Source organism: Paraburkholderia sp. BR14374 (assembly GCF_040948685.1).
GTDB classification, from domain to species: domain Bacteria; phylum Pseudomonadota; class Gammaproteobacteria; order Burkholderiales; family Burkholderiaceae; genus Paraburkholderia; species Paraburkholderia youngii.
Genome location: NZ_JBFPKF010000007.1, coordinates 53,005 through 77,045, shown reverse-complemented (window position 1 = coordinate 77,045; position 24,041 = coordinate 53,005). Strand labels below are relative to the sequence as shown.

Below are 24,041 nucleotides of genomic sequence, written 5' to 3'. Positions count from 1 at the left end.
ACTCTCCTGTGTCACCAGATCTTTTGCGCGCCGCTCGAATGCAGCGCCGCGATGTAACCGAACACGAACGATGCGCCGATGCTGCTGCCGGCGCCCGGATAACACCGGCCAACCACGGATGCCGTGCAGTTGCCGGTGGCGTACAGCCCAGGGATTTGCGAACCGTCGTCCTTCAGCACACGTCCGAACTCGTCGGTTACGAGACCGCCAGCAGTGCCGACATCGCCTGGATACATGCGCACCGCGTAGAACGGGCCCTCCTCGATCGGCCCGAGATTCGGGTTCGGTTTGATGGTCGGGTCCCCATGGCAGCGATCGAATGCGCGCGAGCCGCGGCCGTAATCTTCGTCGACGCCCGTTTTGCAGAAGCCATTGAAGCGCTGGACCGTCTTGAGCAGACCAGTACGGTCGATGCTGCATTTCGCGGCCAGTTCTTCGAGCGTGTCAGCCTTGATCATGTATCCGCTGTCGAGCCACTTCTGCGGAATCTGGCCCGGCATCGCCGTACCCCACGGGTAGTACTTGCGCTGGCGGCTGTCCATCACGACCCACGCGGGTACCGCTTTTCCTGTCTGCTTGTGGCGCTGGTACATGCGTTGACCGATCTCCATGTACGCTCCCGCTTCGTCGCAAAAACGCTCGCCATCCTGATCGACCATGATCGAAAACGGCAGCGAGAGGTCGAGGTGATGCATGAACGGCAACGGCGAACCATCCGGTGCGCGCGCGCCTTCGGGCAATTCCTCGTTGGGGCCGAGCGACGTCACCACCCACCACGCTTCTTCCATGCAATCCACCGCGCCGCCGAGCGCGATCGCAGCTTGCAGGATTTCGCCGGTATCGCCCGGATTCGCATTGGTCCAATCCGCAGACGACGGCTGCGGCTGGTACTTGCGGCGCATTTCAGCGTTGTGTGAAAAGCCACCCGTATTGAGCAGGACGCCCTGGCGAGCGCGCACGCGCAACTCCCGGCCGCTGCGCACTGCGACAATGCCGACCACACGTCCGTCCTCGACGATGAACTCGCGCACCGGCGTGTCCGTCCAGATCGGCACGTTCGCGCGCAGCGCCATCTGAAGCATGCGCCCCTGAATCGCCGCACCGTTGGCCACGAGCTCCTTGCCGGTGATCTTCTGGTAAAGCATGCGGCCGCCGAGCTGCATCGCCTTGCGCTTGCCGCCCCACGTCCGCTTCATCAGAAACAGTGTCGGGTACTCGTCCGAGTTGGCTGGCATCGACGGGCCCTTGTAGCGCGACAAGCGCGGCGCCCATTCGCCCAGTTCCTTCACGTCGAACAGCTTCGCCAATAGGGACCGGCCACGCGGCTCCCCGCCAGGCAGCGTGTCGTAGTAATCGGACCAGCCGTCCGCGTACACGAACTGCATCCCCTGCTGCTCGAGAAACTCGGCCATCTTCGGCCCGGTGCGCAGGTAAGCCTCGCGTCGCGCATTCGAGGTGCCCGGACCTTGATACGTGACCGCGGCGTCGAAGTACTGCCGTGCGCGCTCATACGAATCGCTTACGCCGTGGCGCTTCATCACGTGATTGTTCGGCAGCCACCAGACACCGCCCGAATAGCCGGTCGAGCCACCGACCTTCGCCTGCTTCTCGATGATCAGCGCTTCCTTGCCCACCGACTTGCAGGCAAGCGCCGCACACATCGAACCACCGCCGCTGCCGACCACCACGAAGTCGTACGTTGCGTCCCAGCTCGTCGACATCACTCCTCCCGCGCGATGAATTCGCGCAGCGCGCGATGGAAGTTCGAAACCGACGTTTCCTGCAGCGGATTCGTGCGCGAACCCTTGAAGCCGCGCGACTTCATCCCCTGCTGCACGTTGGTCATGTTCTGGAAGTCCTGCCACAAGATCAGGCCGAAGTTCTCCTGAGCGTTCTCTTTCCAGTCGTCAACACCGTAGTAGAACTCGCGCTTGAGCGGCGGCTCCGCGCCCGGCGCGAAGCGCTGCAGCGACCAGATGTCGTAGATGCACGAATCGGGGTTGTCGCCGTCCGGGCGTGCGCGGTAAAACAGCGCGCCGTCGGGGTACGGAAGAAACACGAGGTTCGGGAAGACATGCCAGTCCGCTCCCGCGCGACCGAGTTGCTCGAAAGTGATCTCCGGCCAGCCGGCGCCCTCGGCGATCGCCGCTTCGCGTTGGAAATCCATCGCCTTTGCGAGGACTTCGAACTGGTTACCCGACGGCGACATTTCCGTCATCAGCCGCTTCGCCGCTTCGTAGTCGCGCGCGGTATTGATTGCTTTCAGGGTCTCTTCCATCACACGGAAGAAGTTGACGAGACCCTGACGCACGTCCTCCGGCATCGGCTTGCCGGTTCGCGGTGACGGCGCGCCGATCATGCGCGTGGCCGTCGAGTAGCCGAACATGCCGTGACGGCCGTAGGCGAAGCTTCGCGTTACGTCATCTCCCGCGACATCCAGCAACTGAGGATGCGTTGCCGCGACGTGATAACCCTCGTTGAACGCTTCGAGTGCAACCTTCCAGTTGCACGGAAGACGAATCGACTTGTACCAGCGGTAGCGCATCTTCTCGAACTCGAAGCAGTTCGTGATCTCCGGTACCGGATCGAGGAATTTAGCGAGCGGCTCCGCGTTCGGGTTCATGTTGATGAACACGAAGCCGCCCCACGTATCCACCAGAACATCGGTGAGACGCAGATCGCCGTCAGTCATTTCCTCGCAGCCGGCCCAGTCGTCACGATCGAGCACGCGCGCGACGCTGCCATCCAGATTCCACTGCCATCCGTGATAGGCACAGTGAAATTTCGAGGCCTTGCCGCTGCCGTTGGTCAAGCGACGGCCACGATGCTGGCAGACGTTGAAAAAGGCCCTGATCTGATCAGCCGCCGTTCGCACCACGATGATCGACTCGCCGGCTACGTCGAAGGTGACGTAGTCGCCGACGTTGGGAATTTCTTCCAGCCGACACGCAACCTGCCACACGTGCGGCCACAGGCGCTCGTTCTCCCGCTCGAGAAATTGCTTCGACAGGTAACTGTCCTTCGGCACAAAATCGAGACGGACCGTGTGTTCACCCGAATCGGGACCTCTGTTACCCATTGCTATCTCCTTCGTGATGTGGCCGGCATAGGCGCCGGTTCCGACTCTTTATGTTGTGGCCGAGTGGTTCGCAATCGATATGCAACGCCCGGTACAATTGTTGTGAACGGCGTTCAGATGCTAGGCTGACGCCCGGATTGCTGTCAATCCGGGCGAACGTCAATCGAGCGCTGCGGTCAGCGCCGGAACAGCTTCGAACAGGTCCGCGCTGAGGCCGTAGTCGGCCACCTGAAAGATCGGTGCCTCTGCGTCTTTATTGATCGCGACGATGACCTTCGAATCCTTCATGCCGGCGAGGTGCTGAATCGCTCCCGAGATGCCCACCGCGATGTACAACTGAGGCGCGACGATCTTGCCCGTCTGACCGACCTGATAATCGTTCGGCACGAAGCCGGCGTCGACCGCTGCACGCGACGCACCCACGGCCGCACCAAGCTTGTCCGCAAGCGCGTCGAGCAGCTTGAAGTTGTCGCCGTTCTGCATGCCACGGCCGCCCGACACCACGATGTTTGCCGCCGCAAGCTCCGGCCGGCTCGATTTCGTGAGTTCCTGCCCGACAAAACGGGCCTTGTCGAAAGCCGGCGCCGATGCAACAGCGCGTGACGGCGCGGTGGTCGAACCGGTCGCTGCAGCATCGAACGCGGTCGGCCGAATCGTGATGACTTTGATCGGGTCGGACGATTGCACTGTTGCGAGTGCATTGCCGGCATAGATCGGACGCACGAAAACATCGGCAGCCTTGAAGGCAACGACATCGGAAATCTGCGCGCTATCGAGCAGCGCGGCCACACGGGGCATGAAGTTTTTGCCCACCGCCGTGGACGCTGCGATCACGTGTGTATAAGCGCGGGCCAACGAGACCACGAGTGCGGCGAGGTTTTCCGGTAACCCGTGCGCGTATTCGGGTGCTTCCGCGACGAGCACTTCGGCGACACCGGCTACGTTCGCGGCTTGCTCGACGACGGCCGACGCGCCGTGGCCCGCCACCAGCACATGAATGTCGCCACCCACTGCGCCCGCCGCCGTGATGGCGTTGAGCGTGGCGCGCTTCAGGGTCGCATTGTCGTGTTCGGCGATAACGAGAATCGTCATGATCAGATCACCTTCGCTTCGTTTCGAAGCTTTTCAATCAGCGCTGCAACATCCGGAACCATCACACCGCCCTTGCGCGCCGGTGGCTCGGTCACTTCGAGAACCTTCAGGCGAGGCGCGACGTCAACGCCCAGCGCTTCAGGATTCAGCGTATCGAGAGGCTTCTTCTTCGCTTTCATTATGTTGGGCAGCGTCACATAGCGCGGACTGTTCAGGCGCAGATCCGTCGTGATCACCGCAGGCAGATCGAGAGCGACGCGTTCGAGACCGCCATCGATTTCACGCGTGACGACCAGTTGCTGACCATCGACTTCCGTCTTGAACGCAAACGTCGCTTGCGGCCAGCCGAGCAATGCAGCGAGCTTCTGCCCGGTTTGGCCAGCGTCGTTGTCGATGGCCTGCTTGCCGAGCAAGAACAGTTGCGGGTTTTCCCGCGCTGCTACGGCGGCCAGCAGCTTTGCGACCGCGAGCGGCTGCAGATCCGCATCGCTCTCCACTAGCACCGCACGATCCGCCCCCATGGCGAGTGCCGTACGCAGTACCTCCTGCGATTGCGCGGTGCCAGCCGATACCACGACGACTTCGCTCCCAACGCCTGCTTCCTTGAGGCGCACCGCCTCCTCCACCGCGATCTCGTCGAATGGGTTCATGGCCATTTTTACGTTGGCCAGATCGACGCCCGAGCCGTCGGACTTGACCCGAGGTTTCACGTTGTAGTCGATCACGCGCTTCACCGCGACCAGTATCTTCAATTTGACGCTCCGAACGCTTTGTTGAACAATGTTCTATATTCTGAACCGTTCTTTTTGTAGCTGTCAACGAGAAGAATGAGGAAAGCGTCACTTGCCGATCAATTCGACGCCCTCGTTCAACACCAAGGAGACGACAAATGAAGCTCTATCGATGCGAGCGTTTCGAAGGCATTGCGGGACTGGCGTTATGCGAAGAACCCGATCCGGCGCCACCTGGCGCTCATCAGGTATTGGTGCAGGTCAATGCGAGTTCACTGAATTTCCGTGAGTTGCTGCTGATGAACGGAGCGTTTCGCGACTGGATGGCACCGAACTTCATTCCGGCCTCGGACGGCGCGGGGGTCGTGGTCGCGGTCGGCGCAAGTGTACGGCGCTTCAAACCGGGCGACCGGGTGATGGCCAATTTCGCGGAGAACTGGCACGGCGGAACGCGCCCGCAATACGCAGATACTTTGGGCCGCGGCGCTATCGTCGAAGGGATGCTTCGCGACAAAGTCGTACTGAGCGAGGAAGAGCTGATTGGTGTTCCCGAGCACCTTTCCGACGAGGAAGCCGCGACACTGCCGTGCGCCGCCGTCACCGCATGGAACGCACTGTGTCAGCATGAGCCCCTGCTGCCGGGCCACACCGTCCTCGTGCAAGGTTCCGGCGGCGTATCGATCTTCGCTCTGCAGCTAGCACGTCTTTTCGGCGCGCGCGTGATCGCCACTTCGTCCAGCGAATCGAAACTGAAACGCCTGGCCGAACTGGGCGCAAACGCGACCATCAACTACCGCGACACGCCCGATTGGGAAGACGCCGTGCTGCGCCTGACCAATGGCCTTGGGGTCGATCTCGTCGTCGAAGTGGGCGGGGCTCAAACGTTCGGCAAATCGGTTGCTTGCACACGGGACGGCGGCCGGATCAGCGTCGTGGGGCTGCTGACCGGTGCCCCCTCCCCCGGCGAGGGATTCTTCACGCGCGGACTGTCGATCGCACCGATCCGCGTCGGCTCGCGCCAGGACTTCGAATCGATGAACCGCGCAATCGCATTGCACAAACTGCGGCCGGTGATCGACTCGGTCTATGACTTCGCGCATGTACCGGATGCGCTTCGGCACCTCGAAAGCCAGAAACATTTCGGCAAGATCGTCATTCGCCACCAGTAATCAGTCTTCCCATCATCCACGGGAGTCAGACAATGAAACTCTTTTCGCTGGAAGGACAAATCGCGCTCGTCACGGGCGCATCGCGCGGTCTCGGCTTTGCCATGGCGTCGGCGTTGGCGTCGGCCGGTGCGACCGTCATCCTCTGCGCGCGTTCACGTACGAGCCTCGAAGCCGCCGCGGAATCGATTCGCAAAACGGGCGGCACCGTCGATATCGAACCGTTCGACCTCACCGATCAGAACGCCATCCGAAACGGCGTTCGCAACGTCCTTGCGCGCCATGGCCGCATCGACGTACTGCTCAACAACGCGGGCATTTGCGAGTGGAGCGACTTTCTGGAGTCGAGCGTCGACATGTGGCAAAGAACGATGGATACCAACGTCACGGCCGCATACCTGCTCGCGCAGGAAGTGGCGCGCCCGATGATCGAACGCGGACACGGACGCATCATCAACGTCGGGTCTTATGTGTCGGTGCTAGGCCGCGAGAAGCTTCAAGCGTACGTGGCCAGCAAGCATGCCGTTGCCGGACTCACGAAGTCGCTCGGTGCGGAGCTGGGGCGACACGGCATTCGTTGCAACGGGATCTGCCCCGGCTACTTCCTCACGGATATGGCTGAGCCCGTCACATCGAATCCGCAAATGAAGGAGATCGTGCGCTCGCACATTTCGGTTGGCCGTTGGGGCAATCCCGAGGAACTAGGCGGCGTCGCCGTGTTTCTCGCGTCGCAGGCCAGCTCTTACATGAATGGCCAAATGCTGATGGTCGACGGCGGAGTCTCGGAGATCCTGAGCTTTTCGATGTCCGTGGTGTAAGGCCGAGCGGCCAGCGGGCCAACTTATTTGTGCTGCGAGGCGGTGCCGCGCGCAACGCGCGGCACCGCCACATACTCGCTACCGCAGCGTGACCTCGCCGCTACAAGCTTCGACGTTCGCCGAACCAGCCGGTCCCCCCCTCGCCACCGCCTTGCGCGAAATTCCCTGCAGAAGGAAATGCGACAGCGCCGGGACCAGGATCAGCGCACCGATCATGTTCCACAGGAACATGAACGTTAGCAGGATGCCCATGTCGGCCTGAAACTTGATCGGTGAAAAAGCCCATGTCACAACGCCGGCAGCCAGCGTCACGCCGACCAGCGCCACGACCTTGCCCGTGAACTGCACCGCATGACGATAAGCTACGCGCAGCGGCTGCCCCGCACGCTGATACGCGAGCTGCACGCTCAGCAGATAGAGCGCATAGTCGACGCCAATCCCCACGCCCAGCGCGATCACCGGCAGCGTCGCCACCTTCACGCCGATGCCGAGCTTGACCATCAGCGCCTCGCACAGCACCGAAGTGATTCCGAGCGGCACGACGGCCACCACGACCGCGCGCCAGCTGCGGAACGTGATGAAGCACAGCAGGATCACCGCCGCATACACCATGAACAGCATGGTGCGGTTCGCTTTCGCGACGACCACGTTCGTCACTGCATCGATGCCAGCCGAGCCGGCAACCATCAGGAACTGGTGATCGGCGTCGCTATGTTCTTTCGCGAATGCCTCCGCCGCCTCCATGACACGCGAGAGAGTCGCCGCTTTGTGATCGGTCAGATACGCGATCACGGGCGCGGTGCCGCAAGTTTGGCTCAGTAGGTCCGGATGATCGAGCAGGATCTGCCACACCGTCTTGTTGACGATCGAAGGCACGCGGTCGACCGTGTACCACTTCGGGTAGCCCTCGTAGAAGCCCGCCGTCACCCAGCGCGCGAGGCCACCGACCGAAGTCGTCGTCTGCACGCCCGGCACGTTGCGCAGTGTGGCTTCGAGTCGGTCAGCCTCGAGAACGAGCGGGAAATTGTCGGCGTCGCAAGTGCCGTGCGACGACTTGCCAACCACGACGAAAAGATCGCTCGACAAGCCGAAATGCGTGTTGACGTAAGCGTTGTCGAGGTTGTAGCGCGAGTCTGGACGAAGCTCCGGCGCGCCCGAATCGAGGTCGCCGATCTGCAGATGCTGACTGACCGACCAGCCGAACACCGTGAGTGCCGCCGCGCAAACGATCGCACCCACGGCCCAGCGGCGTTCGGTGAAGCGGTCGAGCAGGTTCCAAAGCGCGCCGGCCGACGAGGTGCCGCGCGCCTCGTTCTGTTCGCCGCGCACGCTGCGTCGTGCCGCTGACGGACTGACGCCAATGTATGAAAGCAGTACCGGCAGCAGCAGCAGATTCGTGAACACGAGCACGCCCACGCCAACGCTCGCCGTGAACGCCAGATCCTTGATAACCGGAATGTCGATGACCATCAGCACCGCGAAGCCAACCACGTCCGCGAGCAACGCCGTGAGACCGGCGAGGAAAAGCCGCCGGAACGTGTAGCGTGCCGCCACGTAGCGATGTGTGCCACGCCCGATGTCCTGAGTGATCCCGTTCATCTTCTGTGCGCCATGCGATACCCCGATGGCGAAAACGAGGAACGGCACCAGCACCGAATAGGGATCGAGCACATAGCCGAGCGAGCGAATGATGCCGAGCTGCCAGACTACGGCGATCAGCGAACATGCCACCACCAGCAGCGTGCTGCGATAGCAGCGCGTGTACAGAAAGATCACGCCGAGCGCGATCGCCGCGGCCACGCCGAAGTACATCGCCACCAGCTTGAGGCCGTCGATCAGGTCGCCGATCAGCTTCGCGAAGCCCACTACGTGCACGTGCACCTCGCCGTGACCCTCCTTCTTGATGACCTCGTCGATCTGGTGCGAAAGCTTCGCGTAGTCGAGCGCCTTGCCGGTATCGGCATAGTGATCGAGCAGCGGCAACTGGATCATGCTCGAATGCAAGTCATTCGACACGATGCTGCCCACGATGTTTGCGCGCGCCACGTTCGTGCGCAGCTGTGCGATGGCCTTTGCGGACGCGTCGAAGCCGTCCGGCATCACCGGGCCGCCCGCGAAGCCATTCTCCGTGACCACGTTCCAGCGCACGATCGGCATCCAGATCGACTTCACGCCAGGACGGTCGACGCCCGGAATCAGGAACAACGCATCATTGACGCGTCGCAGCGCGGCAAGATACTTCGGATCGTAGATGTCGCCCGAGGGATTCTCGACGACGATCCGCAGCGAATTGCCGAGCCCTTTAAGGTCCGCCTTGTTGGCGAGATAGTTCTTGATGTACGGATGCGACAGCGGAATCATCTTCTCGAAGCTCGCATTCACATCGAGACGCAGCGCCTGAAACCCTAGCACCACCGTGATGATTGCGCAGATGACGATGAGCCAGGGACGGCGGTTGAAGATCAACCGTTCAAGCGCGTTGCCTGAACGTGAATCGAACTGGGCAAGATCCGCCACAACGGGCATCTTGTCGAATTGGGCATTGTTGCCGCCAGCCATGTCTGCTCCCTTTTAGTTCGACTTCGACAATGTGATCCGCGACAGGCCGGCCGCACCAGCCAGCACCGCGGTGTCGCCGCGCAACGCCATCGCGAAGATGCCGCCTGGCTGGTTCGCGCCCAGTTTTTGAAACGTTGCCCCCTGATCGGCGCTCTCGAGCAGCTCACCCGCCTGGGTCGCGAGAAGAAGATGACCGTTCGGCAGTTCAGCCGACGCCAGGATGCTCGCGCCGGTCGGCAGCGTGATCTTCTCCCAGGTCGCGCCGCTGTCGATGGAGCGATATGCGTTGCCGAGCAGACCGTAGACGATCAACGCGTTGCCCGTGGAAGCGAGACCGAAGAGGCTGCCCTTCGAGGGCGTAGGCACCGCGACGAAACGCTGCTTGCCCGGATCGAGCTTGAGCAGCAGCCCCTGTTCGCCCACGATATAAAGCGTCCCGTTGATACGGCGCATTGCATGCAGGTTCAACGCGTTGGGATTGTCGACGCGATCGAACCAGGGCACCCAGTTCTTGCCGCCGTCGTCGGTGTGGAAAATGATGTTGAACGAGCCGATGACCCAGCCCGAACGCTCATCATCAAACCAGACGTCGAGGAAAGGACGTCCCCCCTGGTCTGCTTCGAAGCGCTCTGCCTCTTCGCGCGACGCCTTCAGATCGGGTGAATCGCCCTGCTGCTTCGCGTAGTAGGCGCTCATCAGCTTCGCCGCCTGCTGGCCGTCGAGCTGCCGCGTCCAGGTATTGCCGCCGTCGGTGGTGTGGAGCACCTCGCCGTCGTGTCCGACCGCCCAGCCGAGCGCGGCCGACTTGAACGTGACAGCGACCAGATCCGAACTCACCGGCACCTGGACCTGGCGCCAGTGCATGGCCATGTCGTCCGAAATCAGAATCGCCCCGCGCGGGCCTACCGCGACCAGACGCTGTCCGGCCTGGGCCAACGCGATCAGCGGTTCATGCGCGGCCTGCAGGTTGATCACGGCAGGCGAACGCATCGGATCGGCGAATTCGGCATGGACCGACCCGCTGGCGGCGCATGCGGCCGCGACGAGTGCCAGCCAACGAAACAGGGTATTGCGCATTGTGTCTCCTTCACAGTAACTGGCGATCGGTCACGCGAACAGTCCTGGATTTTTATGAAACTTCTCTGTGCGCCATGCGATACCCGGCATGGCGCACGTACTGCGCTCTTCCTTGCACCTGTATCGGCTATCGCACGCCGGTCGACTGCATATGCTCAGGTGTAAAGAAGTCCTTCGTGAAGCTCGTGTTGAACATGATCCCAGGCGAGTCCGCCGGATGGCTGCCGAAAATATAGATGCCGCTGTTGAAGTCATAGAACCAGTTGCCCAGCGAATACGGCACCTTGTAGTCGTACGCAGGCGCCGTGGTCTCGAAGCCACCCCGATACAGCTTGCCCGACTGGTCATAGGCGTCCATCATTCCGCCGCCACCGTCCTCGTCGAAATAGAGCGTCTTTTTGCCATACACGTGACGCGAGCCCTGCTTAAGCGTCAAGTCGACGACCCACACGCGGTGCAGTTCCCAGCGTACATGATCCGGGCTGACGAAATGCGGCGTCAGGATCTTGCTCGCCGGCGTTTCGTACTGTTGCTGGTAGTCGTTGTATGGGATGTACATCTCTTTCTTGCCGACGAGCTTCGCGTCCCAGCGATCGATGCGTCCGTAGAACAACTGGATGTCGTCCATCGTGATCGCGCCCGAATAGCCGGGGTTCGGCGTGTCGTAGGCAAGGTCAGGCGCCACGCGCACGCGGCGCTGACCGGGGTTGTATTCCCACGATTGCTGGTTGTGATCGGCCGTATTGGTGAAGAACCAGTAGAGCGTGGTGTCGCCGATCATTCGCGCCGGTGCAACGAAATCGTTGTTGATGTATTGCCAGATGGCGAGACCGCCCTTCTTCCTGAATTCGCCTTCCTGTTTCAGATCGAAATATGGGTAGTACAGTGAGCTCTTGAATTGCGCGGCGAGGATCGGCGTGCCTCTCGAATCAACCAGCCACGTCTTCACGTTGTTGCGCTGGGCCGTACCCACGTAGCGCAGTTCCCAGTTCCACAATGCTTCCTGACCGTTCTTCGGCACCGGGAACGGCTTGCCGCCGAACGCACCGGAAACGAACAGGCCATTCTTTTCGAGCTTCGCGTTCTGCGCGTTCTTTTCCGAATTCTCGAGATACCAGTCCGGATACGACACCGAGCGATGGGTCGGATAGACGTCCATCCGATAGGTCGGATAACGCTTGAACAGCTCGATCGAACTCGCGCTCAGCTTGTCCGCGTACTGCTGATAGTTCTGGTTAGTGATTTGCAGCACTGCCTTCTCATCCGGGAACGGGTCTGTCCACTTGCCAGAATCTGCCTTGAATCCGGTCGGAAACTGTGTGATACCGCCTGTGTAGGCGGGAATCGTCCCGTCCTTGTTCCCGGCGACTTCGGCCCCGAAAGGCGTGATCCCGTTTTCGATCGCATTCGACATCGGCGCGGCGCAAATTGCTGCAGCAAGCGCGAACGCGTTAATCAACAGCCGGTGCTTCTTCAAAACTGTCTCCATCACTTTCCAGATTGATCCAATACCAAAAGCAACCACACTACTTTCGATGCGTGCGACTCGATCCAGCCTCCGCTGGTGAGACGTCCCGCCAGGCAAGCCGGGCGGGACGCATCACTCAATACCTTATCCTCGACTCAGCGCGCAATTAGCGCACACCCGCAGATTGCATACGCTCCGGCGTGAAGTAGTCGTTCGGGAAGCTCACGTTGAACATGATCCCCGGCGACTCCGCCGGATGGCTGCCAAAAATATAGATGCCGCTGTTGAAGTCGTAGAACCAGTTACCGAGCGAATACGGAACCTTGTAGTCGTAGGCGGGCACCGTGGTTTCGAAGCCACCGCGATACAGCTTGCCCGACTGGTCATACGCGTCCATCATTCCGCCACCGCCGTCCTCGTCGAAATACAGCGTCTTCTTGCTGTAGATATGACGCGCGCCCTGCTTGAGCGTCAGGTCCACGACCCACACGCGGTGCAGTTCCCAGCGCACATGATCCGGATTCACGAAATTCGACGTGAGGATCTTGCTTGCAGGCGTATCGTACTGCTGCTTGTAGTCGTTGTACGGGATGTACATTTCCTTCTTTCCGACCAGTTTTGCGTCCCAGCGGTCGATCTTCCCGTAGAACAGCTGGATGTCATCCATCGTGATCGCGCCGGAATAGCCGGGGTTCGGGGTGTCATAGGCGAGATCGGGCGCCACGCGCACGCGGCGTTGGCCCGGGTTGTATGCCCACGATTGCTGATCGTGATCGGCCGAATCCGTGAAGTACCAGAAGAGCGACGTCTCGCCGATCAGACGGGACGGTGCAGCGTAGTCGTTATAGACCTGATACCAGATCGCAAGGGGACCCTTCTTGCGAAACTCCGCTTCATACTTAGGCTCGAAATACGGATAGAGCAGCGAACTCTTGAACTGTGCAGCAAGAATCGGAGTGCCTCTCGAATCGACGAGCCACGTCTTCACGTTGTTTTTCTGGGCCGTGCCCACATAACGCAATTCCCAGTCCCACAACGCTTCCTGACCGTTCTTCGGGACCGGGAACGGCTTACCGCCGAACGCGCCCGAAATATAAAGGCCATTCTTTTCGAGCTTGGCGCTTTGCGCGTTCTTCTCCGAGTTCTCGAGGTACCAATCCGGATACGAAACGGAGCGGTGCGTCGGGTAGATGTCCATCCGGTAAGTCGGATAGCGCTTGAACAGTTCGATCGAAGCGGCGCTCAGCTTGTCGGCGTATTGCTGATAGTTCTGGGCCGTGATTTGCAGAACAGGCTTTTCACCGGCAAAAGGGTCCGCCCATTTCCCGGAGTCGGGCTTGAAGCCGGCCGGGAATTCCTTGATGCCGCCCGTGTAGGCGGGAATCGTGCCGTCCTTGTTGCCGGCAATTTCCGCTCCGAACGGGGTAATCCCGCTCTCGATTGCCAGCGTATAGGGTGAAGCCCAAACGGCGGCGAGTATCGCCAGCGCCTTAAGAAGCTTTGGGAGTCTTTTCACAGGTGCCTCCATCATCAAAACGTTGTCTGATAGGTGATGCCGATCCACGACTTGTCGCTATACGGTGCGCCGAGTGCAGTCGCGGCTCCCGTCGTAGAGTACCCCTTCTTGTTCATGTAATACGTGTAGGTCACGTTCACCTGGTGCTTGTTGTAAATCGTGAAATCAAGCCCGACCACGAACGTGTTCTGCCCTTGTGCTTCGGCCGCTGGCGTAATGACCGAAGAGTAGCCCTTCAGATTCAGATTGACGAACAGTGGCATCGTCAGATCGACCCCCGGGAACACCTGATACCACTGCGGGCTCGCACCAATGCCGATTCCAGCCCAGAAGCGCGTCGAGCAATTGTTGAAGGGGTTGTTCCCCGATGCTGAGCATTGGCCGGTCGTGTCATAGCTGGAATTCGCAAAGTTGCCCGCGTTGTGTGTCACGCTCAGCAGCTGGTTGAACGCGAATTCGGCCTGAAGGAACATGTTGTCCCACAAGGGCGTCTTGCCGAACGACTGCGTGACGTTCAGCAGACCGTGCAGCGTGCGACCCGTCGGTGCGTCGTTGACCGTCGTGGTATTGACGGCTGTGAGCGGCATGTTCCAGCGATACGACAGTTCGCCCGCCACTGCCGCGTTGCCGATCGCGCTGTTGAAGCCAGCGCCGATCAGGTTCACGTTGTTGCCGTACTTCGCCGTCACACCGGGCAGGTTGAACCCAGGGAAGAGTTGCGGTCCGGCACCCGGGAGCAGCACCGCCGCCCATGGCATCTTCATCGCGAAGTGGCGATACGTGAATTCATAGGTCGTTGCGAGCGAATCGACTCGCCACTTGCCGTTCAGGCCGATGTCGCCTATCTGACCTTTGGTCGGTGCGATGCGAGGAATCCCGAACGTGCCCAGCCCCGGAATGGTTTCGTAGCTGGCGATCGGAGGGCCGTAGAGGATCGGATCCGCACCGCCGAAATAGGTGCCGCCTTCAGGCAGCCGGTCGTGATTCCATTCGAACGTGTACTGTGCCCCGAGGGAAATCGTGTCGGTAATGTTCGCCGTCACGGCGGCCTGAGCCGTCGGCAACACGATTTCCTTGAGCGAAGCGCTCGGGCTCTGCGTCAGCTTCATCAGGTCGAGCGGCTGTTGACCGATCGCCACCGAGTTCGCACCACCCAGCGTAGCGAACGCCGACTGCCCCCAGGTAATCGCCGTCCGGCCGAGCTTGACGTTGACAGAGTGACCCCCGAGGTCGAAGGTGTTGAAGACGAACGCATCACGCAGTTCGGCGCTCGGCCCCTGATAGTACTTCTTGATGTAGCTCGTGTACTCGTTGTTCGGATAGTTCGGCAGAAACGCCGGATTGCTCGTATTGTGATTCTTGAACGTCGGGTCGTACCACGCGTCCATGCTGATGCGGAAGCCGGACGTTTCCTTGTACTTGAAATCGAACTCGCTGTAGAGGTTCAGCATCGCCTGGATCGTGCTGAACTTCGGCGTCGACAGATTGCCTTCATCGTACGTCGGACTGCTGGTGTAGAACTGGTCCGGGTTCTGCAGCCGGATGCCGTAGTCCGCGCGCAACGTGTTGTCCCATTGCATGTCGATGTCCGGGTTCGGCACATCGAAGTGAAATGCATTGGCGTTCGCGCTCCACAACCCGCATGCCGCGGCGATACAGGCGGCGTGTACGCCAAGGCTGATCGCCCTTGGCTTAAGACTCTTCTGTTTCATGCGTCTCCTCTTGTCTTTGTCGAACTGCCGCAGAAAAGGCCAAGGCCGTTGGATTCCCGCAGTCTTAGCAATGAAGCGAAACCGGCCTCCCCCACCTCATCAGCATCGCGTTTCAGATACCTCCTACCACGTCACCAGAATACGAATGCTGTTCGCAAAGATAAACGCTCGAAACTCGACTGTCAACGCTCGCCCACCCCTACGGGATGCATTTTTTCGAACGCCGTTCGAAATTCGGGGTAAACGTGGGTTTGCGATTGGTGACGAATTGGAAGCCATGCGCGTATGACCGGAGCACGCATCGGTGCCAGATGCGTGGCCAGCGCGTCGCGCAAACCGAATGCCGGTGACGCTTGCATTGACAAGGCATCCGCGTCGTCTGCGACGAATGGCGATGCAAACCATGGGTGGCTTCCTGGCAATCCGCGAGAGCGGATCATGAATCGATCTGCAGGCCGCACGCAGCCGGGATTTTTCGGCTCGAGTCGGGTACGCGGCGCAGATCAGGGACGAGGTAGTCTTTCGTCTGTCACTTCGAACGCGAAAGGAGGACGAATCGCGGAAGCAGCCGAAAACGCTTGTGCGATTGGGTCAGTTTCCCTGGAAGTGCATCCACATATTCTGACCACAAATCGCGACAAGACAAAATTCCTTATCCCGCGCCTGGGCAGGAGTGCATTTCTGGTTTTCGGGGAGGCGGTGGGAACACTCGCCAGGCTCCGTCGTCGTGCCGGAAGAAGAATATCGCGAGGGACTTCTCCGAGGCAGACGACCGCGCGAGCACACACCTCGTCTGACTCGAATTTGCGAAGGTACATCGGGTTACGTGCACCGGGGTGGTCGCAGTTGGCGCGAGCCACTTTTCGATGAGCGAACGCAAAGAACTTTCTCCACGCTTCATGTCCTGCTCCTTCAACCGCCCCGTGTGCGCCGCGGGCAATCGCTGCCACGAACGCAAAAATTGGCGACCTTGACCGGCCCGGCCTGACAGCTGCGAATCTCCGTTCCGGCTTCCGACGCTGCGAGAAAAATCTGCTTCTGCCGTAATGTGTCGTTTGACTAAATACTAGTGGTCAGCCGACCCATTATCAAGCCCAAGTGACACCAGGGGAAATGCTGGTATGGACAGAACCATGCTGCAGTGGAGTACGATATGTGACGTAGCAATTAAATGGATGAGACGCCATCTGAAAAGTAATTAGTCGATGGACGAATTTTTATTCGTCAGCCGACTATCATCAGATCAAAAAGTCGCGGCTGGCCGATCAGGATCGAGCGATGCTCGTATCAGGCGGGCAATGATCTGCAGGTTTGCATATCCGGGACTGACAATGCGCGCGACAGGCAGCAGACGCGAAGGAGAGCACAACAGATGAAAGACCTGACTATCTCATCGGCAGATCTCGACAAGACGGCGGAAGACGGACCAAGACGGCGAGGGAATCGAACCACCCGCGTGCCCGCCATCATCGAAGTGGCGATCGAGGTCTTTGCATCGGAAGGTAACGCTGGGTTCACCCAACGCCGCATTGCCAGCGACGCGGGAATCCGACTGAGGACCTTGCAGCACTATTTCAGCACTCGCGAAGAACTATTGCGTGCCACGATCGAGGCATTTACAGATCGCTATTTCGAACACTATCGGACGATCGCAGAAGACAAACGGCGGCCACCGGAGGCCCGGTTGGAAGTCATCGTCGACGAGGCGTTCTCTGTACTGACGGCGCCCAGCGGCCAGCGCGTTAGCGCCTTTGTTCTGGAGACCTGGAGTCTGGCGGAGCACGAGCCCGTCTTGCATGCATTGATGGCGAAAACCACCGCGGATTTCCAGGCTTTGCTCGCGGAACTGATCGCACAGATAAACCCGACCTTGGCGGCGAGGGAATGTACGCTGCGCGGTGCCCTGCTCCTTTCACATCTTCAGGGCCTCGTCGTCTATCTTCGCCGGGCCCACACGAACACACTTGATGTCGACTCGTTCCGTCACGCCATGAAGGTTGTCTGGCGCGCGCTGAGCAAGGCATCGCCATAGAACGAGGCGCGGGCGATATGACGGGCGTACGGAGCCGTAGATAGTCTTCTACAGACGCCCATGGTCACAATGGCCTGCCAAGGCCATCGCAACCGTTCTTCAACGGGCCACGTCCCAGACAAGAGGCAGGTGGTACAGCGTGCCGTTCACACCTCCGTGGACACCCGCCTTCTCGCCAGGCTTGATCTGGAAATCGGGAATCCGCTTCAGCCATTCCTGAAGGAAAACTTTCAACTCCACGCGCGCCAGGAACGAGCCGGGACAACGATGCGCGCCATTGCCGAACGTCGAATGGATCGGCGTGGGCCGAGTGAAATCCACCGTCAGCGGATCGTCGAACTTTCGCTCGTCCAGACCGTGCAGCGTGGTCGGCATGACAATCATGTCGCCCGCCTTCATCCGCACGCCCTTGTATTCGAAGTCGTGTGTGATCCGCCGCCCTTGATTGACCACCGGGAAGCGCCGCAGAAGCTCGTCCACGGCCTTCTGCGTCAGTTCGGGGTTGTCGATCAGCTGCTTGCGGTGGGCCGGGCTGCCGGCGAGGAATCGCGCGATAAAACCCATTGCCGAGGCAACCGTGTCGAGGCCGCCAATCAGCACGAGACCGCAAAGCCCGCGCACTTCTTCGTCGGTGAGCGCACGCCCGTCGATCTTCGAATGGACGATCTTGCTGATGAGGTCGTCACCCGGATTCGCGCGGCGCTCCGCGATCTTCACCCCCAGGTACTGGAAAATCGCACCGAGCGCCTTGAGCTTCTCGTTGGCATCGACCGGGCGGACCATCTTGTCGGCGAGGCCGAGCAAGTACTCGCGATCCTCGGCGGGCAGCGCCACCATGTTCATGAAGATGCCGATTGGCAGATGCTGCGCAAATCCCGATACGAATTCCACCTCGCCTTTGGGATAGAAACCCTCGATCAGTTCGATCGCCATTTCGCGCGCCTTCTCCTCGAGGTTGCCGATTGCCTGCGGCATGAACGCAGGCGCGATCAGCGCGCGATAGGCGGTGTGCTGCGGAGGATCGAAGAAGATCGGCGGCAACGGTTGATGCTCGACCAGCGGCACCGTCAGCTGCTTCGACGAGAAATTCTCGTAGTCCTTGAGGATGTGATAGATGTCATCGCCGCGCGTCGCGATCCAGTGTCCGCCGTTTCGCGGTGTCCACAGAATGTCGGGAATGCCTTCGGCGTGCAACTGCTTGAGCGACAGATGGTAGTCGTCCTCGGCACCCGGCGGATTGTAGATATCGATGTCGAACACACGTTCGGGCAATACGTGCGCGGGAATTGGCGCGAGCTCCGGAGCCGCGCCATGAGCAGCTACTGACATCTGTTGTCTCCTTTTTCGAATCGACCGGTATCGGCGGTCGGGACCATTCTGGGTCGTCGGGCAAACTGCGATTACAGAAACGCTCCGTACAGTTCGAGATGGTGTTCGGTGTTTCCCCAGGTCATATCGATGCAGGTGAGCCGCTTCACGTACCACCCCACCGCCAGTTCGTCGGTCATGCCCATCCCGCCGTGCAGTTGTATTGCTTGCTGTGCCACGAAGCGCGCACTACGGCCGATCAGCGCCTTAGCGGCTGTGACGGCACGATGGGCTTCGCGGTCGTCGTCCTCGCCGAGCTTGGCGGCGGCAAAGTAGACTATCGACTTCGCCTGCTCTACCGCGGTCAAAATATCGGCGGCGCGATGCTGCAGCGCCTGGAATTTACCGATCGGCGAACCGAACTGCTTTCGCGTGCGCAGGTATTCGAAGGTCAGTTCGCTCAACCGCGACATCGCGCCGACCGCTTCCGCGCACAGCGCAAAAATGCCTTGATCGACCACCCACTCGAGCAGTGGGTAGCCCTGGTCGACCGCGCCGATGGCAGCCTTTGCATCGACGCGCACGTCCTCCAGCTCCACCTCGGCGACTCGCTGGCCATCGAGTGCGGGAAATCCGCTGACGCGGACGCCTTGGGTTCGCGCATCGACGGCGAAGAGTGTGATGCCCTGCTGATCGGTCTGCTCGCCCGCGGTACGCGCCGAAACCAGCAGAATGTCCGCACTGTCGCCGTGCAATACGACGCCCTTCCGTCCATTCAGGATGAACCCGTCACGCGTGGTCTCGGCCCTCGTCGCAACATTCCACAAATCGAAACGCGCACCGGGTTCGAGCGTCGCCAGCGCGGTCTTCAGGCTGCCGTCGGCGATGCCGCTCAGCAACTCGGCCTTGCGCGCCTCGTGTCCAGCGCGCCCGATCAGCTTCGCGCCGAGCACCGCGGTCGAAACAAACGGCTCCAATACGAGTCCACGGCCGAAGGCTTCCATCACGAGCATGGTCTCGACCGGCCCCGTGCCAAGGCCGCCATGATCCTGGGGCACGTTCAGTGCCAGCACGCCCATTTCGGCCAGCGTAGTCCAGTGCGCAGCCGACCAGCCCTCGGGCGTAGCGGCGAGACGGCGTCGCGCCTCGAAGTCGTATTCCTTTTCGACGAAACGGCCGACCACGTCGGCCAGCATCTGTTCCTCTTCAACCAGCGTGAAGTCCATGGCGTGTCCTCAGATGCCGAGCGCCTGCTTGGCGATGATGTTTTTCTGCACTTCAGTCGAACCGCCGTAGATCGAAATCTTGCGCCAGTCCAGGTAGTGCGCGGCCAGCGCGTTGAGCAACTCGCCGTTCGCGGTTTCGCCCTGCCAGTCCGCCTCCAGTGCCTCGCTTACAAAAGGCACCGCATAGGGGCCTGCGCACTCCATGATCAGTTCCGTAAGCTCCTGCTGAATCTCCGAACCGCGGATTTTCAGCACCGAAGCCTCCGGTCCGATCGGACGTCCCGCGGTTTCGGCCGAGACGACGCGCAGCAGCGACCATTCGTGCGCGATCAGATCGATTTCAACCCTGGCGATGCGATCGCGAAAGCGGACGTCCTCGATCAGCGGCTTGCCGTGCTTACGCTCGGTGCTGGCAATTTCCTTCAGACGTCGCATGAAACGCTTGCAGTTGCCAAGCCCCGCGATGTTGGTCCGCTCATGGCCGAGCAGATACTTTGCGATCGACCAGCCGCGATGCTCTTCACCGACGAGATTGCTCACCGGCACTTCCACGTTATCGAAGAACACTTCGTTGACGTCGTGGCCGCCGTCGAGCGTGCGGATCGGTCTGACCGTGATGCCGGGCGTCGACATATCGATCAGCAGGAACGAGATGCCTTCCTGCGGACGGCCGCTGCCATCCGTGCGAACCAGGCAGAAAATCCAGTTCGCCCACTGGGCAAATGAAGTCCAGATCTTTTGGCCGTTGACCACGTAGAACGACTGACCGTCGCGCTCGACGCGGTCCGCACGCGTCTTTAGCGACGCCAGATCGGAACCCGCCCCCGGCTCGGAGTAACCCTGACACCACCAGTCCTCCATCGAGACGATGCGCGGCAGAAACCGTTCGCGCTGCGCGTCGGTGCCGAACTTCTGGATCACAGGTCCGACCATCGAAAGGCCAAACGGCATCTGGCGCGGCGCGCCGGCGGTAAAGCATTCCTCGTCGAAAATGTTGCGCTGCGCGGCATTCCAGGCGGCGCCGCCGAATTGCGCGGGCCATGCAGGTGCGCCCCATCCGTTCCCGGCCAGAATGCGTTGCCAGCGCACATAGTCTTCGCGCGGCACATGGCGGAAGTTCAGCACCCGTTCACGAATGTCGTCGGGCAAATGCGTCGCCACGAATTCGCGCACCGTGGCGCGAAATTCCTTGTCGGCGGGACTCTCTTTCAGGTCCATTTCAGCCTCCCTCCGGGCCGCCCCAAGGGAGGCTGAAGCCCCCCCGGGGGGCCGCGAACAACAGTGAGCATGCGGGTCGTTTCATTTCAGGCTCCAGTCGCTGCCCGGCAAAGCACGTCGGGGTTGCCGGGCACGGTTTCAGGCAATTTCCACGATGCCGTTGTTCAGCACCACCGCGTCGCGCGCGTCGACGCGCGCGCGCAAATGCAGGCGCGTGTCACTGTCCCGCCAGAACTGGAAGCGCACTTCTTCGCCGGGGTAAACCGGCGAAGTCAGGCGCAACGCCAGTCGCTTCAAGCGCGATGCGTCGTTGCCCGCGAACCTGCGAATCGCCGCGTAACCCGCCATACCGTAGGTCGCGAGGCCGTGAAGAATGGGACGGCTGAAGCCCGCCTTCGACGCTACCTCCGGGTCCGCATGCAGCGGGTTCGCATCGCCCGAAAGGCGGTAGATCAACGCAGCATGGGCACCGGTCGGGAACACGTATTCCGCATCGGGCGCACGCTCCGGCACCGCCGGCAGCGCTTCGGGCGGCGCGTCGCTCGCGCCCGACTCGGCGCTGAACCCGCCGTCGCCACGCAGAAAGGACACCTGCCGGACTTCGGCAAGCTGTTCGCCCGTCGAGGCGTCGATGATGTCGCGCTTGAGTTCGACGATCGCGCCTTTGCCCGCGCCCTTGTCCGAGATGCGGCTCACCCGCGTCTTGCTGACGATGGTCGCCGCCACCGGCATCGGGCGCACGAAACGCACGTCCTGCTCACCATGCACGAGCTTCAGATAGTCGATGCCGGTGCGCGGGTCGCGCATCCACGATTTCGGCCACGCGAACGCGGCCGCGCAGGTCGGCATCGCTTGCAGGTCCTTTTCGTACACGTAGCGCAGCTGTTCGGTGTCGAGCGGGTCTCCGCCCAGCCCGAGACCCAGCGAATACAGCATCACGTCGCGCTCGCTGTACGTCTGCGTAACATCCTCGATCGGCCAGTTCTTGACGACTTCGTAGTTCAGCATAAGGTGATAGTCCTATGTGTGCTCAGTGGTCCGTGAAGTTGGGCTTGCGCTTTTCGAGGAAGCTCGCCATGCCTTCCTTGTAGTCATCGCACTGGTTGGCGATCGGCATGTCCAGTCCGGCGTACATCACCGCCTCGTGGGGCGTCTGGAACGGCACCTCCCAGACCTGCTCCTTCATGATGCGCATCGAGCGCGGCGAGCAGTACTCGGCCATTTCGCGCGCGTAGGCATAGGTCTCCTCGACGAGCTTGTCGGCCGGGATTGCCCGATTCACGAGTCCCATCCGTTCGGCTTCACGTCCCTTGATCTTGCGTCCCGACATCAGCAGGTCGAGCGCGTGCGCCTGGCCGACGTGGCGCGCGAGTATCCAGGCCATGCCGTATTCCGCGGTCAGGCCCCGGCGCGCGAATGCCGTCGTGATGGTGGCGTCTTCCGACGCAAAGCGGATGTCGCAAAAGAGCGCGTGGATCAGGCCAATGCCGACCGTCGCACCGTTGAGCATCGCGATCACCGGTTTCGGGATGGCCGGATAGTACGAGCAGCGCGTCTGCCAGTCGGCACGCTTGCGCATGTCGAACGGGCGCGGCAGCTTCGTCATCAGCGCGGTCGGGTCGCCGCCAAAGCTGTGGATATCGCCGCCCGCGCAAAACGCATTGCCAGCACCGGTGAAAACGATGACGCGCACGCCATGATCTGCGCCCGCCGCCTGCATCGCCTCGTACACCTCGGTCGCCACCTGGTCGTTCCAGGTGTTCATGTGTTCAGGACGGTTCAGCGTAATGGTTGCGATACGGTCCTTGACGTCGTACAGAATGGTCTCGAAGCGCATGAGATCCCTCCAAAGCTCAGAATGAACGCGGCAGGTCGAGCACGTGCTCGGCGACGTAGGACAGAATCAGGTTCGTCGATATCGGCGCCACCTGATAGAGGCGCGTTTCGCGGAACTTGCGTTCGACGTCGTATTCGCACGCGAACCCGAAACCGCCATGGGTTTGCAGACAGGCATTGGCGGCCTTCCACGAAGCCGTGGCCGCGAGATGCTTCGCCATGTTCGCTTCCGCGCCGCACGGCTGATGATTGTCGAACAGCTCGCAGGCCTTGTAGCGCATGAGGTCGGCCGCGCGCACGTCGATGTATGACTCGGCAATCGGAAACTGAATACCCTGATTCATGCCGATCGGCCGGTCGAACACGATGCGCTCGCTCGCGTACTTCGATGCGCGATCGACGAACCAGTAGCCGTCGCCGATACACTCGGCGGCGATCAGTGCGCGCTCGGCGTTGAGTCCGTCGAGGATGTACTTGAAACCCTTGCCTTCCTCGCCGATCAGGTTCTCTTCAGGGATTTCCAGATTATCGAAGAACAGTTCGTTCGTCTCGTGGTTGACCATGTTCGGAATCGGTCGCACGGTCAGGCCATTGCCGATCGCCTGATGCAGGTCCACGAGGAAGCACGACAGCCCATCCGACTTCTTCTTCACGTCCGACAGCGGCGTGGTGCGCGCGAGCAGGATCATCATGTCCGAGTGCTGCACGCGTGATATCCACACCTTCTGGCCGTTCACCACGTAGCGGCCGTCTTTTTTTACAGCATTGGTCTTCAGCTTGGTCGTGTCCGTTCCGGTGGTCGGCTCGGTCACGGCCATCGATTGCAGACGCAACTCTCCGCTCGCGATCTTCGGCAGGTATTTGCGCTTTTGCGCTTCCGAGCCATTACGCAGCAGCGTATTCATGTTGTACATCTGGCCGTGGCAGAACCCGGAGTTGCCGCCGTTGCGGTTGATCTCCTCCATGATCACGGACGCCTCGGTCAACCCGAGGCCGGAACCGCCATACTCCTGAGGAATCAGCGCAGCCATCCAGCCGGCCTTCGTCAGTGCGTCGACGAAGGCCTCCGGATAGACCCGCTCATGATCGATACGGCGCCAGTACTCGTCCGGGTACTCCTTCGAGAGGTCACGCAACGCGTCGCGCAGTTCCTGATATTGATCGGGTTTGGAAATTCGGCTCATGAATGGATTCCGTTTGCTT

The 24,041-nt window shown here is 60.9% G+C and carries 18 protein-coding genes; 3 read left to right on the top strand and 15 right to left on the bottom strand.

The features are described from left to right. Positions 1-11: 11 nt before the first annotated feature. From AB3X86_RS18190 to AB3X86_RS18175, 4 genes are all read right to left on the bottom strand, one after another. On the bottom strand, positions 12-1,721 hold the full coding sequence (locus AB3X86_RS18190) for an FAD-binding protein (protein WP_368597057.1): 1,710 nt from the start codon (positions 1,719-1,721) through the stop codon (positions 12-14). After that, on the bottom strand, positions 1,721-3,079 hold the full coding sequence (locus tag AB3X86_RS18185) for an SRPBCC family protein (protein ID WP_368597056.1): 1,359 nt from the start codon (positions 3,077-3,079) through the stop codon (positions 1,721-1,723). The genes AB3X86_RS18190 and AB3X86_RS18185 overlap by 1 nt, the downstream gene beginning before the upstream one ends. Before the next feature lie 159 nt (positions 3,080-3,238). Then, positions 3,239-4,171, bottom strand: coding sequence for an electron transfer flavoprotein subunit alpha/FixB family protein (locus AB3X86_RS18180; RefSeq protein ID WP_368597055.1), 933 nt, complete (start codon positions 4,169-4,171; stop codon positions 3,239-3,241). A 2-nt stretch (positions 4,172-4,173) separates the two neighbouring features. Continuing rightward, a complete protein-coding gene (locus AB3X86_RS18175; RefSeq protein WP_368597054.1) occupies positions 4,174-4,923 on the bottom strand; it encodes an electron transfer flavoprotein subunit beta/FixA family protein in 750 nt (249 codons plus the stop codon). Positions 4,924-5,060: 137 nt separating this feature from the next. On the opposite strand from AB3X86_RS18175, the gene AB3X86_RS18170 reads away from it, so the two are divergent. Both AB3X86_RS18170 and AB3X86_RS18165 read left to right on the top strand, forming a co-directional pair. After that, a complete protein-coding gene (locus AB3X86_RS18170; RefSeq protein ID WP_368597053.1) occupies positions 5,061-6,071 on the top strand; it encodes an NAD(P)-dependent alcohol dehydrogenase in 1,011 nt (336 codons plus the stop codon). A gap of 32 nt (positions 6,072-6,103) precedes the next feature. Continuing rightward, positions 6,104-6,886 (top strand): SDR family oxidoreductase, encoded by a 783-nt coding sequence (locus AB3X86_RS18165; RefSeq protein WP_368597052.1) that lies wholly within the window; start codon positions 6,104-6,106, stop codon positions 6,884-6,886. 78 nt (positions 6,887-6,964) lie between these two features. Here the strand turns inward: AB3X86_RS18165 and AB3X86_RS18160 are convergent, their stop codons facing one another. The 5 genes from AB3X86_RS18160 to AB3X86_RS18140 all read right to left on the bottom strand — a co-directional run bounded on the left by AB3X86_RS18160 (position 6,965) and on the right by AB3X86_RS18140 (position 15,218). After that, positions 6,965-9,445: an RND family transporter gene (locus AB3X86_RS18160; protein WP_368597051.1), complete on the bottom strand. Its 2,481-nt coding sequence runs from the start codon at positions 9,443-9,445 to the stop codon at positions 6,965-6,967. Positions 9,446-9,457: 12 nt separating this feature from the next. After that, entirely contained in the window at positions 9,458-10,522 is a 1,065-nt protein-coding gene (locus AB3X86_RS18155) for a YCF48-related protein (protein ID WP_368597050.1), read from the bottom strand. Positions 10,523-10,649: 127 nt separating this feature from the next. After that, positions 10,650-12,011, bottom strand: coding sequence for a DUF1329 domain-containing protein (locus AB3X86_RS18150; RefSeq protein WP_368597049.1), 1,362 nt, complete (start codon positions 12,009-12,011; stop codon positions 10,650-10,652). Between the two features lie 145 nt (positions 12,012-12,156). After that, a complete protein-coding gene (locus AB3X86_RS18145; protein ID WP_368597048.1) occupies positions 12,157-13,506 on the bottom strand; it encodes a DUF1329 domain-containing protein in 1,350 nt (449 codons plus the stop codon). 14 nt (positions 13,507-13,520) lie between these two features. Then, a complete protein-coding gene (locus AB3X86_RS18140) occupies positions 13,521-15,218 on the bottom strand; it encodes a DUF1302 domain-containing protein (protein WP_368597047.1) in 1,698 nt (565 codons plus the stop codon). A gap of 1,372 nt (positions 15,219-16,590) precedes the next feature. On the opposite strand from AB3X86_RS18140, the gene AB3X86_RS18135 reads away from it, so the two are divergent. Continuing rightward, positions 16,591-17,250 (top strand): TetR/AcrR family transcriptional regulator, encoded by a 660-nt coding sequence (locus AB3X86_RS18135; protein ID WP_368597046.1) that lies wholly within the window; start codon positions 16,591-16,593, stop codon positions 17,248-17,250. A gap of 99 nt (positions 17,251-17,349) precedes the next feature. On the opposite strand, the gene AB3X86_RS18130 is transcribed toward AB3X86_RS18135, so the two are convergent. From AB3X86_RS18130 to AB3X86_RS18105, 6 genes are all read right to left on the bottom strand, one after another. Continuing rightward, positions 17,350-18,579, bottom strand: a complete 1,230-nt coding sequence (locus AB3X86_RS18130; RefSeq protein ID WP_368597045.1) for a cytochrome P450 — start codon at positions 18,577-18,579, stop codon at positions 17,350-17,352. Positions 18,580-18,650: 71 nt separating this feature from the next. Next, the gene (locus tag AB3X86_RS18125; RefSeq protein WP_368597044.1) at positions 18,651-19,784 is read right to left on the bottom strand and encodes an acyl-CoA dehydrogenase family protein; all 1,134 of its coding nucleotides are present in this window, start codon (positions 19,782-19,784) and stop codon (positions 18,651-18,653) included. Positions 19,785-19,793: 9 nt separating this feature from the next. Then, the gene (locus AB3X86_RS18120; RefSeq protein ID WP_368597043.1) at positions 19,794-21,002 is read right to left on the bottom strand and encodes an acyl-CoA dehydrogenase family protein; all 1,209 of its coding nucleotides are present in this window, start codon (positions 21,000-21,002) and stop codon (positions 19,794-19,796) included. A gap of 138 nt (positions 21,003-21,140) precedes the next feature. Further along, positions 21,141-22,010, bottom strand: coding sequence for a MaoC/PaaZ C-terminal domain-containing protein (locus AB3X86_RS18115; protein WP_368597042.1), 870 nt, complete (start codon positions 22,008-22,010; stop codon positions 21,141-21,143). Between the two features lie 22 nt (positions 22,011-22,032). Further along, positions 22,033-22,839: an enoyl-CoA hydratase gene (locus AB3X86_RS18110; protein WP_368597041.1), complete on the bottom strand. Its 807-nt coding sequence runs from the start codon at positions 22,837-22,839 to the stop codon at positions 22,033-22,035. 16 nt (positions 22,840-22,855) lie between these two features. Next, a complete protein-coding gene (locus AB3X86_RS18105) occupies positions 22,856-24,022 on the bottom strand; it encodes an acyl-CoA dehydrogenase family protein (protein WP_176122713.1) in 1,167 nt (388 codons plus the stop codon). Between the last annotated feature and the right edge of the window lie 19 nt (positions 24,023-24,041).

Bases quoted from the DNA above. Each gene is read 5' to 3' on its own strand.
- AB3X86_RS18180 (WP_368597055.1), bottom strand. From the start codon at position 4,171: ATGACGATTCTCGTTATCGCCGAACACGACAATGCGACCCTGAAGCGC.
- AB3X86_RS18120 (WP_368597043.1), bottom strand. From the start codon at position 21,002: ATGGACCTGAAAGAGAGTCCCGCCGACAAGGAATTTCGCGCCACGGTG.
- AB3X86_RS18155 (WP_368597050.1), bottom strand. From the start codon at position 10,522: ATGCGCAATACCCTGTTTCGTTGGCTGGCACTCGTCGCGGCCGCATGC.
- AB3X86_RS18185 (WP_368597056.1), bottom strand. From the start codon at position 3,079: ATGGGTAACAGAGGTCCCGATTCGGGTGAACACACGGTCCGTCTCGAT.
- AB3X86_RS18190 (WP_368597057.1), bottom strand. From the start codon at position 1,721: ATGTCGACGAGCTGGGACGCAACGTACGACTTCGTGGTGGTCGGCAGC.
- AB3X86_RS18135 (WP_368597046.1), top strand. From the start codon at position 16,591: ATGAAAGACCTGACTATCTCATCGGCAGATCTCGACAAGACGGCGGAA.
- AB3X86_RS18125 (WP_368597044.1), bottom strand. From the start codon at position 19,784: ATGGACTTCACGCTGGTTGAAGAGGAACAGATGCTGGCCGACGTGGTC.
- AB3X86_RS18150 (WP_368597049.1), bottom strand. From the start codon at position 12,011: ATGGAGACAGTTTTGAAGAAGCACCGGCTGTTGATTAACGCGTTCGCG.
- AB3X86_RS18115 (WP_368597042.1), bottom strand. From the start codon at position 22,010: ATGCTGAACTACGAAGTCGTCAAGAACTGGCCGATCGAGGATGTTACG.
- AB3X86_RS18160 (WP_368597051.1), bottom strand. From the start codon at position 9,445: ATGGCTGGCGGCAACAATGCCCAATTCGACAAGATGCCCGTTGTGGCG.
- AB3X86_RS18170 (WP_368597053.1), top strand. From the start codon at position 5,061: ATGAAGCTCTATCGATGCGAGCGTTTCGAAGGCATTGCGGGACTGGCG.
- AB3X86_RS18165 (WP_368597052.1), top strand. From the start codon at position 6,104: ATGAAACTCTTTTCGCTGGAAGGACAAATCGCGCTCGTCACGGGCGCA.
- AB3X86_RS18105 (WP_176122713.1), bottom strand. From the start codon at position 24,022: ATGAGCCGAATTTCCAAACCCGATCAATATCAGGAACTGCGCGACGCG.
- AB3X86_RS18130 (WP_368597045.1), bottom strand. From the start codon at position 18,579: ATGTCAGTAGCTGCTCATGGCGCGGCTCCGGAGCTCGCGCCAATTCCC.
- AB3X86_RS18140 (WP_368597047.1), bottom strand. From the start codon at position 15,218: ATGAAACAGAAGAGTCTTAAGCCAAGGGCGATCAGCCTTGGCGTACAC.
- AB3X86_RS18110 (WP_368597041.1), bottom strand. From the start codon at position 22,839: ATGCGCTTCGAGACCATTCTGTACGACGTCAAGGACCGTATCGCAACC.